Source organism: Microbacterium sp. HJ5, assembly GCF_054824025.1.
On sequence record NZ_JSYE01000020.1, the window covers coordinates 17,887 to 31,471 of the forward strand.

The 13,585-nt window shown below is 70.6% G+C and carries 5 protein-coding genes and 1 pseudogene; 1 reads left to right on the forward strand and 5 read right to left on the reverse strand.

Annotated features, from left to right (window positions below):
- Positions 1–43: 43 nt before the first annotated feature.
- From OB08_RS10820 to OB08_RS10830, 3 genes are all read right to left on the reverse strand, one after another.
- Complete coding sequence (locus tag OB08_RS10820; RefSeq protein WP_461474586.1) at positions 44–3,436, reverse strand: family 43 glycosylhydrolase; 3,393 nt, start codon at positions 3,434–3,436, stop codon at positions 44–46.
- 14 nt (positions 3,437–3,450) lie between these two features.
- Positions 3,451–6,375: an immunoglobulin-like domain-containing protein gene (locus OB08_RS10825; RefSeq protein WP_461474588.1), complete on the reverse strand. Its 2,925-nt coding sequence runs from the start codon at positions 6,373–6,375 to the stop codon at positions 3,451–3,453.
- Positions 6,376–6,448: 73 nt separating this feature from the next.
- Positions 6,449–9,952, reverse strand: a complete 3,504-nt coding sequence (locus OB08_RS10830) for a family 43 glycosylhydrolase (protein WP_461474590.1) — start codon at positions 9,950–9,952, stop codon at positions 6,449–6,451.
- 244 nt (positions 9,953–10,196) lie between these two features.
- Between OB08_RS10830 and OB08_RS10835 the strand changes: the two are divergent.
- Positions 10,197–11,417, forward strand: a pseudogene (locus tag OB08_RS10835) (immunoglobulin-like domain-containing protein); the annotation flags it as partial.
- Between the two features lie 41 nt (positions 11,418–11,458).
- Here OB08_RS10835 and OB08_RS10840 read toward each other — a convergent pair.
- Together OB08_RS10840 and OB08_RS10845 are read right to left on the reverse strand one after the other, a co-directional pair.
- The gene (locus OB08_RS10840; RefSeq protein WP_461474592.1) at positions 11,459–12,121 is read right to left on the reverse strand and encodes a bile acid:sodium symporter family protein; all 663 of its coding nucleotides are present in this window, start codon (positions 12,119–12,121) and stop codon (positions 11,459–11,461) included.
- Complete coding sequence (locus tag OB08_RS10845) at positions 12,118–13,479, reverse strand: flavin-containing monooxygenase (protein WP_461474594.1); 1,362 nt, start codon at positions 13,477–13,479, stop codon at positions 12,118–12,120. The genes OB08_RS10840 and OB08_RS10845 overlap by 4 nt, the downstream gene beginning before the upstream one ends.
- Positions 13,480–13,585 lie beyond the last annotated feature (106 nt).

A 13,585-nucleotide genomic window follows, 5' to 3' on the forward strand; every position in this document is an offset into this window, starting at 1 on the left:
CCGCGGCGCGCGTCGCGACGGCCGCTCGTGCGGCCGGGTCAGGTCACCCGCACGAGGCGGGCGCGGTGCTCACCTCCGCCGTGTCGGTCACCGGCGAGCCGTCGACGGTCGCCGACGACGTGAGCGTGATGGTGCCCGCGGCGATGCCCGGCGCGCGCGTCGTGAACGACGCCGACGAGCTCTTGCCCGCCGCGATCGACGCGAACGTCTTCGTGCCGTAGGCGCCCGTCACCGTCACGGAGACGGGCACGCTCTCCCCATTGGCCACGGTGACCACCTGGACGACCTTGCCGCTGACACAGCGGGCGGCGACGGATGCCTCGACCTCGAGGCCCGACGCGGTGACGAGCACCTTCGCGGTCACGGTGCGGTTGCCCGTCGCGAGCCACTCGGTGTCGGTCATGTCGAGGATGGGGCTGCCGTCCTGACGGAAGTAGACCATCCGCACACCCGAGTCGCGCGTGCCGTTCTGCGTCGCCTTCGCGTGGAAGACGTTGATCAGGTTGCCGTCGTCGTCATAGGTGTACGAGTTGTGTCCGGGCCCCCAGTTGTTGGCGAAGACACCCTCATAGCTCCAGATGGCGTGGTCGCTCACCTTCCACGACGCGGGGTCGAGGAGGTTCGCGCCGGACGTCGCGGTGGCGAGGCCGACCGCGTAGGTCCAGTCGATGTTCGAGCCGGAGAAGGTGATCATGACCTTCCCGTCACGCTGGATGACGAACGGACCCTCGGCGACCGGTGACGTGTTGGTCGACCAGCCCTTGTCGGGGTAGACGAACGTCGAGCGCGGGCTGGTGAGGCGCCACGGCCCGGTCGTCGACGGGGCCACCTCGGCGATCTTCAGCACGGCCGGGCCCGTCGACGGTGCGACGACCCGCTCCGACCACGCGACGTAGTCCTTGCCGGCGTCCTCGAAGTGCGTCATGTCGAGGGTGATCCCCGTGCCGTACGTCGTGAGCGGCTGCCCGGCGGCGTCGACGACGCGCTGCGGGGATTCCCAGTCGGCGCGGACCAGCGGGTTCCCGCCGGGCTTCAGGCGCATCGTGTAGGACTGCACACCCGTCCACGAGTTGGCGCTGTTGGCGTTGGCCGCGAACAGGATGTACAGGTCGCCGTCGACGACGTGCAGCTCGGGCGCCCAGAGCTGGGCGTTCGTGCTCGTGCCCGAGAGCCCGTACCCGAGGATGCGGTTGTCGGGCGCGGAGCCGAGGCCGGCGATCGTGTCGGCCTGGCGGATGAAGAACTCGTCCTGGCCGCTGTCGTCGGTGGCGATGTAGAGCCACGTCTTCTCGCCGTTCGGGAGCGTGTAGCGCAGCACGTGCGGGTCGGCACGGTTCGGCAGGAGCGGGAAGATCGTGTCGGTGCGCTCGAGCGTCCCGGTGACGGTGTACTCCCCCGGCGTCGACGGGTCGACGGTCGAGGTGTCCCAGTTCACGCCGAAGTCGTGCGTGCCGCCGTCCGAGTACTCCGCGGTGATCTTCTCGGGCAGCTCGACCTCGCCGCCGGCCGTGATCGTCACGTCCTCGGGCGTCTGCAGGCCCGTGTTGCGCACGCGCCCGAGCAGCTGCTCTGCGGTGCGCGCCTCGGCCGCGGTGACGGGGACGATCGACGCCGTCTCGGCGTACGTCACGTTGATGGTGCCGGTGCGGCCGCTCGGCTGCTGGCCGACCTTGACGGATGCCACCGCGCCGAAGTCCACGGTCGTGCCGGTGAGCGTCGAACCCGACGTGCTGGTCCACGCGATGCGGTACGCGTCGACGCGCGAGTCCCACTCCGCGGCGACCGCGCCGGTCGTGCCCTGGCCGGGGAGCGGCAGATAGCCGACCTCGGTCCAGTCCACGAGGTCGGGCGACGTGAAGACGAGAGCACCGGATGCCTCGGCCGCGCCGGCGTCGGACGTACGGCGCGCGATCATGCCGAAGCCCTCGTCGTCCGCGAGGCGGAACACGTAGGGCCGCGCGAGATAGCGCTTCGTGCCGTTGTTCGTCTCGGTCATGCCGGTGACGGTGGGGAACACGACGGCCGCACCGGAGTTCAGCGCCGTGAACGTCGTGCCGTCAGCGCTGAGCGCGAGGTGTCCGGCGCGCGTGACCTCGGGGTCGTCGCCGCCGCGCGTGTTCTTGGACGTGGTGTAGGCGGCGAGGCGCGACGCGCCCGCCTCGGCGATGCGCACCTCGAGCTCGGTCGTGGCCGCGTCGGCTCCCGTGCCGACGACGGCGCGCAGCGTCGCCGCGGCGAGCCCCGTTGCCGGAGCCGTGGCGATCGCACCGTCGGCGACCGAGCCGGCGCCCGAGACGTGCGACCACGCGACCGGCAGGCCGAGGGCGGTGGCCGGCAGCACGTAGCCCTTCTCGAGCACGGACGGCAGCAGCAGAGTCTCGGCCGCGCGCTCCGCCTGCTCGGCTGCGGACGGGGCCTTCAGCACGGTGACCTCGAAGTCGCGGGTCGCCGACTGCCCGCGCACTGTCGCGGTCGCGGTGAGGGTCACGGCGGTGTCTGCCGCGGGCCGGGTCACCTGACCACTCGACGCCACGATGCCCGCCGGCTGCGAGGTCCAGGTCACGCCGCCTGCCGTGGGCAGCACGAGGTCGGACTCGACCTGCGAGAGGTTCTGCACGTTCGCGGCGGCAAGATCGATGGTGTTCGCGACCTCGGCGGCGGTGGCGGCGGCATCCGTCGTCGACGCCGCGGCGATCGCCGTCGCCGGCAGCGCCTCGCTGTACACGCGGAACGCCGAGACGCCGCCCTGGTACAGGGTGTCGCCCGCGTACGCGCTCTTGCCGATGAAGTTCATCGTGTGGGTCGTGAGGTCGCTCAGCGCGACCGTGGAGTCCGCCTTCTGGGCGACGAGCGCTCCGTCGATGTAGAGCTTGAGGGTGGAGGTCGTCGCTCCGGCGTTCTTCTCGATGGTCGCCGCCACCGACTGCCACTGCCCCTGTACGAGCTTGGTGGCAGAGGTGACCGACTGCTCGCCCGACCAGTTGGTCTTCGAGATCGCGACGCGCGGCGCCACCGGCTGGATGAAGAACTGGCCGGTCGCCGAGTCGCCCGATCCGCCGATGTTCCACAGGAACTTGTTCCCCGAGAGCGCCGTGGGACTCGTCTCGATCACGATCGTCGCGGCGCTCTGACCGGCGAGCAGGTTGTTCGGCAGCTGCACGTGGTTCGCCCCCGTGAACTGCATGGACCCGCCACGCCACGCGGCGCCGCCGACGACGGCGGCGTCCCTGCCGGCTCCGGACGTGTCGTGCAGCACCGTGCCGCTCGCCTCGGAGAAGTCGTACGAGGCCAGCAGCGACGCCGGCTCCGCGGCCGTGGCGGGCGCGGTCGCGCCGATCCCGCCCGCGACCAGCGCGGCTCCGACCACGCCGGCCAGGAGCTTCCTGCGCCGCGCGGCCCCAGCGCCGCGCTCGCTGTCGATGTGTATGCGATCCACCGGATCTTCCTTTCTCAGCCGCAGGTCGCGGCGGGGTATGCGGCGTCGGCCGTGAGAGTGACGGGGGCGCCGGCGACCGTGGCCGACGCGGTGACGGTGACCGATCCGAGCGGGATCGACGCCTGGCGCGTGGTGAACGACGCCGACGCGCTCTTGCCCGCGGCGATCGAGGCGAAGGTCTTCGACCCGTACGCGCCGGTGGCCGTCGCTGCGATCGCGACGTCGTCGGCATTCGTCACGGTGACGACCTGCACGACCTTGCCCGCCACGCAACGAGCGGTGACGGATGCCTCGACCTCGAGCACCGGCGCATCGCCGACGACCACGGCCAGCGGTGCCGTACCCGACCCGGACAGCACGTCGAACCCGTCGTACGTCGCCGTGAGCTCGGCGGCCACGCCCGCGGCATCCGTCTCGGGTACGACCGCCTCGGCGACGTACGCGCCGTCCTTCGCGACGACGGGCGCGTCGACCTCGAGGTCGCCGACGCGGAACGTCACTGACCCGGCGACCGCTCCCCCGTCGGCCGCGGTCACCGTGGCGGCGAGCGCGTCGCCCGGACGCAGCGTGTCGCCGGCCTCGACGCCGTCGAGCCCGACCTCGGTCGCGACCTTCGTCAGCGCGGCGCCCTTGGCGGCCTCCCACTGGTTCAGGGTGACGGGCAGGACGCTGCCGTGCCGGGACTTCGGAAGGGCGCCGGTGACGGTGCGCCACTGCGGCGCGGCGAGCGACTCCGTGAACAGCGGCAGATAGCCGACGCCCGTGAAGTCGTCGACGAAGAGGTAGAAGCCCTCGTCGACGCCGGCGGGAAGCGACGTGTCACCCGCGTTCGCGCGGAAGATCGTCGGCCCCTCGGTGGTGCGCGTCGTGTTGCGAGCCGTCTTCGAGATGCAGCTCGCGTCGGTCTGCCACGCGTAGTCGCCGGGCACCGTCAGCGCGCGCATGTCGTCGGACGACTCCTGCACGATGTCGACGCAGCCGGTGACCTCCTTGGTGAAGCGGTAGAAGGTGCCGTCGTCCTCGATCATGGTCGAGTCGATGCGGTCGCCCGCGTCCTCCCAGATCTTCGCGGGCGAGAACGTGACGAAGTCGCGAGTCGTCGCGTACATCACCTTGGAGTAGGTCGAGTTCGGAGTGCCCGCCTTGTCGTACGGACGCGTGCCGTCGAGGTACACGCGCGACGACCAGTACACGACGAACTCGCCGGCCTCGGCGTCCCAGTACGCCTCGGGCGCCCAGGTCATCGAGGCGTTCGGGCCCGAGACCTTCACATGCCGCTGCTGCGACCACGTGCGCAGGTCGGTCGACTCCCAGATCTCGAGGTGGGCGCTGCCGAGGTCGAGAGCGCGGTCCCAGCTGCTGTTGCGTCCGATCGAGAGGTCGGTCGCGATCAGGTAGAAGCGGTCTCCCTCGGGCGCACGCAGGATGAACGGGTCGCGCAGGCCCATCTCGCCGAACGTGGACGTCACGAGCGGCGCGCCGCCGCCGAGCACGTCCCACGTCATGGCGCTGTTGCCCTGGGATGCCGCGAGGAAGATGTTCTCTCCGGCGACGGTGTCGGCCGTGAAGTATGCGAAGAGATAACGGCTGTCGGCCGCCTCGCGCGGGAGCGGCTGAACCGCGACCTCGAAGGTGCGAGTGAGGGCGCCGGCTCCCGTGCCCACCGTCGCGGTGAGCGTGACCTCGGCGGGCGCCTCGCCCCATGCCGGGCGGGTGACGACGCCCGCGGCGGCGGCGCCGGTGGCGGCATCCGTGATCACCGCGTCATCGGACGACTGCCACACGACCGGTGAGCCGGCCGCACCGCGGGAGGGCAGCGTGACGTTGCCGCGCACGGAGGCCGGCACCCGCAGTGCGTCGCGGTCGGCGGCGACGTCAGCCGCGGTGAGCGCGGGCACCGTGACGGTGAACGTGCGCGGAGCGGATGCCGCCTGCCCGCGCGTCTTCGCCGACGCGGTGAGCGTCACGACCGCCGCCGGCTGGCCCGGCGCCGGGCGGGTGACGGTTCCGTCGGGTGAGACGACCGCCGGGTCGGACGATGCCCACGACACTCCGTGCAGCGAAACCAGCTGCAGGTCGGCCGTGACTGCGGACGTGTCGCCGAGGTCGAGGGCGGCGAGCTTCGCGCCTGCGGCCGCGGCGAGCTCCGCCGCGTGCGGCGCGGCGTCGAGCTCGGACAGCGCGACGACCTCGGTGTCGCTGAGGGCACGGTCGTACACGCGGAATGCGCCGACCGAGCCCTTGAAGAGCGTGTCCGGCCACGGCGCACGGCCGATCGTGTTGAGCGTCTGCGTGATGTCGGCCGGCGTGAGGGTCGTCTTGACGACGCCCGCCCGCTGCCCGTCGGTGTAGAACGTGAGGGTGTCGGCGTCGGCGTCGATGACCGCGGTGAGGCTGTGCCAGCGGTTCGCGGTGACCCCGTACGCGGTGCCGTTCTTCTCGCCCGCCGCGGAGCCGACGGTGATGCCCGAGCGAGGCCCGCGCACGTTGGCGAACCAGTACTGCTGTGTGGCGTCGTTGCCGATGTTCCACAGGAAGTGGTTCGACGTGAGCATCGCCGGGTCGGACTTCACATCGATCGACACGGTCGCCGAACCGGCCCCCGCGAGGATGTCGTCGGGCAGCTCGACCCAGTTGCCGGTCGACGTCTTCGCACCGCCCGTGAACCGCAGCGTGCCCGCCTCGGACCGCTGGTCGGCGACGAAGTTGCGGATCACGGCGTCGCGCGGGTCGCCGGCCGACGCGTCGCCGTCGGCCGTGTTGCGCAGCGCGTCGCCCGACGTCTCCTCGAAGAGGTACTCGGCGACGAGGCCCTCGCGCAGCGGCTCCGCCGCGGTGGCCGACGCGGAGACGGGCAGCAGTCCCGCGGCGACGACGCTCGTCGCCGCGACGACGGCGAGGGCGAGGGCGCGCCGCGGGGCGCGGGTGGGTGCGGTCATGTGGGATTCCTCTTTCGGGTCGAGGGGGGAAGGATGCCGCGGCCCGGGCGCGCGCGCACCCGGGCCGCGTCTCTCAGCCGCAGCTGGTCGCAGCGAACGCGACGTCCTGGTCGTACCCGACGGGTGCGCCGTCGACCGTCGCCGACGCGTCCACGCCGACCGTGCCGGACTCGATCGACGGGAGGCGCGTCGTGAAGGCCTGCGACACGGTCTTGCCCGCCGCCACCGAGAGGGTCTTCGCGCCGTACGGCGACGTGGTCTTCACCGTCAGGCCGAAGGCCTCGTGGTTCGTCACCGAGACCGTCTGCACGACCTTGCCGGCGACGCAGCGCGCCGCCACGACGGCCGACACGTCGAGCGCCGGCTCGGGCTCGCCCACGACCGTCACCGTCACCGACACCGCGCGGTTGTCGGGTGCGACCTCCTCGTCGGCCTCCATGTCGAAGATCGGCAGGCCGTCGGCGGCGAAGTGCACGCGGCGCACGAAGGTGTCGCGTCCGGTCAGTCCGTTGTTGCTGGTGCGGGCGTGGAAGACGTACAGCAGGTTGTCGTCCTCGTCGAACGACCACATGCCGTGGCCGGTACCGAGCTGCCAGGCACCGTTGAACAGGCCGGACTTCTGGATCGGGTAGTTCAGCTTCGACCACGCCGCCGGGTTCGTCAGGTCGACGCCCTCACCCGCCGTGGCGGTCGCGAGGCCCGTCGTGTACGTGTCACCCACGGTGGAACCCGAGTAGATCAGGTACAGCTTGCCGTCGCGCACGTGCACGTTGGGGCCTTCGGCGATCGTGTTGTCCCATGCGTACTCGGGTGCGAGGATGCGCACCGGAGCGGACGTGAGCCGCGTCGGGTTCGCCGGGTCCATCTTCGCGATGAAGATCGAACCGAGCATCTGCCACGAGTAGTACGACTGCCCGGAGTCCTGGAAGTACGTCATGTCGAGCGAGATGTTCTGCACCGGGTTGAGGATCGAGCCGTCGGAGCGGACGACCTTCTGCGCCTTGGTCCAGTTCGCCGGCACGGCCGGGTTCAGGTCGTTGCCCTGAGCGTCCTGCTTCAGCTGGATGATGCTGGCGCGTCCGGTCCACATGTCGGGCCGCCCGTTCGAGCCGTTGTAGCAGGGCATGAACAGGATCGAGAGGCGGTCCGCGATGACGTGGAACTCCGGCGCCCAGAAGCATCCGGTCATGACCCCGCCGTCGGCATCGGTGTCGCCCGCACGGAGCAGGTCGATCTCGGTGTTGCGTCCGGCGTCGATCGCCTCGTCCGACAGGTCTTCGATGTCGTCCGCGATGCGGATCGGCATGTGCGGCCCGTTCGCCGGGTCGATCGGGTTGAGGTTGAGGTCCTCGGTCGCGATCATGAGGAACTTCTCGTCGCCGTTCCAGTCGAACCGGAAGATCGACGGGTCGGCACGCTCGTCGGCGAACGGCGTCGCGTACTCGGGCTGCTTGACCGTGCCGGTCACCTCGTACGTGCCGGGGGTGGAGGTGTCGACCGCATCGACGGATGCCTCGTCCCACGCGATCGCGCGCGTGTCGTCGGAGCCGTCGCTGTAGGTGAGCTCGACACGCTCCGGCAGCGCGCCCTCGAGCGAGGCGCCGGTCTCGAGCTCGACGTCGTCCAGCGCGGCGACGCCGGTGTTGACGACGCGGCCGAACCGCACCTGCAGTGCGTCGGCGACCTCCTCGGTCACCGCGATCGCGTTCCCGCTGGCGTAGTCGGGCACGGAGGCGCCGGTCACGCCGGCGGTCGCGGTGACGGATCCGCGCAGCACCGCGCCGCGCGTAGAGGCGTCGGTCAGATCGCCGAAGGTCGTGTACATCGCGGCACCGGCATCAGACGTCCACGTCACGACGTAGCGGTCGGCTGCCGAGTCGAAGACGACGGCGGGCTCGTTGACGCCGCTCGTCTCCCCCAGGTTCACCAGACCGACCTCCTGATACGAGCGCAGGTCCGCGCTGCGCGCGAACAGCAGACTGCTCGACTGCGTGCCGTCGGCCGCGCCGCCGCGGGCGGTGCGCGTGGCGACGATGCCGAACTGGCCGTCCTCGAGGTAGAAGAGGTGCGGGTTGCGGAGGCTGCGCAGGATGCTCTCGGACGTGCCGTTCGCCGGCGGGGCCACCGAGGTCTTCGGGAAGAAGATGCCGTAGTTCTCGTTCAGCGGCGACCAGGCGCTGCCGTCCTCGAGCGCGAGGTGCATGCTGAGGGCGACGTCGGCGTTGTTCGCCTCCGACACCGTCGTGGGTGTGCGGTGGTACGCGAGCAGACCGGGCGCCGTGGCGGGGAGCACGCGCACGGCGAACGTCCGCACGGAGGTGGCGCCGGTCGCGGCATCCGTCACCGTCACCTCGATGCCGGCGTCGACGGGCTCGTCCGACGCGGACTCGACGGCCTCGCCGACCTCGACGTCGCCCGTGACGTCGGTCACCTCGACGGTCGCGCCGCTCGGCGCGGCCGGCAGTGCGGTGCCCGACCGCAGCACCGACGGGATCACGAACTGCTGTGCGAGCCGATCGGCCCGCTCCTGCGCGGTCTCGGTCGACGGCAGCACGGTGACCGTGACGGTCTCGCTCGCGCTGATGCCTCGCACCGATGCCGTGGCGGTGAGCTGGACCTGGACAGCAGGCTGGCCCGCGAGCGGCGGCGTCACCGCGCCGCTCGTCGAGACGACGGCGGGATTGCTCGAGGTCCACGTGACGCGGCCGTTCGCGGTCGGCAGGTCGATGTCGGTGCTGGTCTCGCGGTCGCCGAGGTTCAGGCCGTCGATGATCGCCTGCGCCTGCGCCTGCAGCTCGGATGCGTGGGCCTGGGCGTCCTCAGCCGACACCTCGGCGATCTCGACCGCGCTGAGCGCACGGTCGTACACGCGGAAAGCCGACACAGCGCCCTGGAACAGCGGGTCGGGCCACGGTGCGCGGCCGATCGTGTTGAGCGACTGGTCGACGACATCGCCCGGCGTGGCGGAGACGCTGCCGTGCGCCGCGCGCACGCCGTCGATGTAGAGGGATGCCGTGCCCGCCGCGCCGTCGACCACCGACGTCACGTTGACCCAGGTGTTCGCGGTGAGCCCGCACGATCCCGACTGCACGAGCTGCTCGGCGGCTGCTGCCTTGATGCCGACGAGCGGGGAACGGCCGGAGCCGCAGTTGAGCGACGCGAAGAAGTACTCCGTCGCGGACGACTCGTTGCCGATGTTCCAGAGGAAGTGGAATCCGTTCAGCATCGCTGCGGATGCCTTCACCTCGGCGGTGATGGTGGCCGACTCGGCACCGGTCAGGAGGCTGTCAGGAAGCTCGACCCAGTTGCCGGCCGAGGTCTTGGCGCCGCCCCGCAGCGTGAGCGACGACCCGGTCCAGTCGGTGGCCTGCACGTTGCGCACGGTGGCGGCTCCGAAGGTCGATCCGGCGGCCGTGTTGGGCACCGTCGACCCGGCGGTCTCGTCGAACAGGTACTCGGCGACGAGGCCTTCGTCGGGTGCGGCGGCGGTGGCGCTGCTCACCCCCAGGCCCAGGATCATCGCGCCGATCGCTGCTGCCGCGATCGCTGTCTTCCGGGTGCGGGAGGACACTCTCATTCCACTCTCCATCAAGTGAGGCCGAACGTCGTCGAACGGGTGTTATCGCTCACGTTAGCGGTAACCAAACGGACGGCGCCACTGTTCGTCGAGGAAAGGACCAAAATCCGCACGTGCACTCGCGGAAACCGGGTCTAGGAATGTGAGCGCTAACGCGCTACTCTTGCCGACAATGCCCGCGAACCCGAGCGGGCCACAGGCCGCGATGGAGAGGTTTGAGATGGCGACGACGTCATGGCGACGGATGGGAGTGGCGGGTGCGGCGATCGCGGCACTGGCCCTCGGTGTGCTCGCACCCCCGGCAGCACACGCCGACCCGGTTCCGGAAGATCCGAACCTGGTCCTGCATTACGACTTCAGCACCCCCGGTGCGGTGACGGATGTCACCGGCAAGGGCAACAACGGCACGATCCTCGGCACCGGCGCCACCGTCGCCGACGGCGTGCTCACCCTTCCCGGCGGCGCGTCGAACAGCGGCGCCGGCCACGTCCGCTTCCCGGCGAACCTCTTCGACGGCAAGGACACCCTGACCGTCTCGACGTGGCTCCGCAACGAGACCGCCGCGGGCAACTACGCAGCGATGTTCTTCGGGTCCACGGCCAACCCGCCGTCGCAGTACTGGCTGCTCAATCCCCGCAACCCGCAGAGCCGCTTCAAGACGGTGATCACCAACGGCAGCGCCCCGTCGGCGCCGTGGGGCACCGAGTACGGCATCTCGCCGACCAACGCCGCGCAGGGCGTCGCCGGCCCGACGACCGGCACGGCGTGGGGCATGTACACCACCGTCATCACGCCCACCTCGATCACCGGCTACTACAACGGGGCGCTCGTGGGCACTGTCGCGACCACCCGCACCGTGTCGCAGTTCGGCACCGGGCTGGTCGGCTACATCGGCCGCTCCTCGTACCCGGACATCTTCTACAAGGGCGCCGTCGACGACGTGATCGTGTCGACGTCCGCCTACAGCGCCGCGCGCGTGGCCGAGCTGTACCACCTGAGCGAGCGGACCACCCCCGCCCAGACCCAGGCCGCCCTCGCGGCCGATGCCGACGCGGTGTCGCTGCCGGACGAGACCATCGCGAACCTCGCACTGCCGGCAAGCGGCGCGAACCAGTCCCGCATCGCGTGGTCCTCGTCGACGCCCGCGGTCATCGCGGCCGACGGCACGGTGACCCGTCCCGCCGCCGGCCAGGCCGACGCGACAGTCACGCTCACCGGCACTTTCACCCTCGGCGGCGAGTCGCTGACGCGCACCTACGAAGTCACCGTCCCCGCCATCGACCCGCAGCGCGACCTCGACCGCAGCGCCGACGCGTTCGACCTCGGAATCGAGGTCGTCGCGACCGACATCGTGCTGCGCGACGCCGTCGACGACATCGACGTCTCGTGGGAGTCGTCGAACCCGGCCGTGATCTCCGAGACCGGCGCTGTCACGCGCTCCGCGGTCGAGACCGACGTGGAGCTCACGGCGACGTTCACCCGCGACGGGCTGACCGCCGAGCGGACCTACACGTGGATCGTGACGACGAGCACGATGATGCCGAGGAACGCGACGAAGTACGCCCAGTTGCCCGCGAGCGCGGCGACGATGAAGCCGACCAGGGCGAGCAGCGAGAACCACTTCACGAACGGCTGCACGCGGCCGGCGAACCGCGGGAACCGATTGCGGATGAACAGGCCGGCCGCGAAGGGCAGGCCGATGATCAGGAAGATGTCGAGCAGCATCGCCCACGCGTTGAGCTCGACCGCCTCGAGCAGCGTCGACGCCGTCGGGTGCAGCGAGCCCCAGAAGGCGACGCTGAGCGGCAGCGCGAAGATGTAGATCACGTTCGAGACCGCCGTCATCGACACCGACAGCGCGACGTTGCCGCCGGAGCGGTGCGTCAGCACCTGCGAGATGTTGCCGGGCGGGCAGCACGCCACGAGGATCATCCCGAGCGCCATCGACGGCGTGACGGGCAGGATCAGCGTGAGCCCGAACGTCACCGCCGGCAGCACGAGCAGCTGCGCCAGGATCGCGATCACGAACGGCTTCGGCTTGCGCGCGACGACCTTGAAGTCGTCGACCGTGGTGTCGAGCGCGATGCCGAACATGATCAGCCCGAGCACGACGTTCAAGATGACGAGCGTGCCCGGATTGAAGTTCAGGACGATGTCGTCGGGATTCATGCGGGCACCTTCTTCGAACGACGAGCGGATCGGATGCCGCGCCCGCCGTCCGGCGCGGAGGAGCCGCCGCGCAGGCCGGCGGCCGCGGCGCGGACGGCACGGCGGTAGGCGTCCTTGTTGACGTAGTACGACATGCGCTCGAGTCCGAGGTACTTGTAGCCGCCGGTGAGGTCGGGCCACGGCTCGCCGGCGACCCGCTCGCGGAAGGCGGCCGCCGCGGCCGGGTCGCGCTCGAGCGCGGCGAGGTACTCGGCGATGAGCTCGGCCTGCTCGTAACGGCCCTGCCAGCCGATCCCCGACGCCTCGATCATGCCCATCACGTACAGGCCGTTGAACGACGGCGGGAAGACGTTGAGGAACAGCTTGGGCGACCATCCGTTCCAGTGCAGGGCGTCGCGCTCGACGAACGGGTAGTCGAGCGTGTACCCCGTCGCGAGGAGCACGAGGTCGTACTCGCCGCTCGACCCGTCGCGGAAGTGCACCGTCCGGCCGTCGAACCGGTCGATGTCGGGGCGGATCGCGAGGTCGCCCTGACCCAGGTGATTGAGGATGAGGGTGTTGACGATCGGGTGCGACTCGTACAGCTTGTAGTCGGGCTTGGGGAACCCGAACCGCACCGGGTCGCCGGTGAACGCCCGCAGCACGCGCTTGTCGACGAACTGCTTGAGGCGCGCGGGCAGCGGCCTGCCCTGGTTGAGGGTGTCGCTGGGGCGCCCGAACAGGTAGCGCGGGACGAAGTAGTACCCGCGCCGGACGCTCATGTCGACGGAAGCCGCGTGGTGGACGGCGTCGACGGCGATGTCGCAGCCGGAGTTGCCGGCCCCGATGATGAGGACGCGCTTGCCGGTCAGCTGGGCGGCGCTCTTGTAGGCGCTGGTGTGGAGCAGCTCGCCGGCGAACTCGCCCCGGAACGTCGGCACGTTCGGTTCGGCCAGCGTTCCGTTCGCGAGGATGACGCCGTCGTAGCGCTCGGCGAGCGCGCCGTCGGGGCCGTCGGCGCGCAGCATCCAGCCGCCCTCATCGCTCTCTTCGAGCGAGGTGACCTTCGTGTCGAAGCGGAATCGGCCGGTGAGCCCGAACCGGTTCGCGAAGTCGCGGAAGTAGCGGATGAGCGTGCGGTGGCTCGGGTAGTCGGCCTGGGTGTCCATGGGGAACTCGGCGAACTCGGTCGTCGTGCGCGACGAGATGAGGTGCGCCGACTCGTACATCGTCGAGCGCGGATTCTCGATGTCCCACAGGCCGCCGACGCCGCGAGACGCCTCGTACCCGTCGAACGCGATCCCCGCCTTCTGCAAGGCGCGCGCGGCGGAGAGTCCGGACGGACCCGCGCCGATGATGGCGTAGCGAAGCTCGCTCATTCGTCTCCCACACGTCGTCGTGGCGGCGTGACGGCGCCGACCCCAGCCAGGAAACCTTAAGCGTTACGAGGCACTAACCGAAATCGCGAGTGGCCAGGGCCATCGC

Coding starts and splice junctions, on each gene's coding strand:
- OB08_RS10845 (WP_461474594.1), bottom strand. CDS start 13,479: ATGAGCGAGCTTCGCTACGCCATCATCGGCGCGGGTCCGTCCGGACTC.
- OB08_RS10830 (WP_461474590.1), bottom strand. CDS start 9,952: ATGAGAGTGTCCTCCCGCACCCGGAAGACAGCGATCGCGGCAGCAGCG.
- OB08_RS10825 (WP_461474588.1), bottom strand. CDS start 6,375: ATGACCGCACCCACCCGCGCCCCGCGGCGCGCCCTCGCCCTCGCCGTC.
- OB08_RS10840 (WP_461474592.1), bottom strand. CDS start 12,121: ATGAATCCCGACGACATCGTCCTGAACTTCAATCCGGGCACGCTCGTC.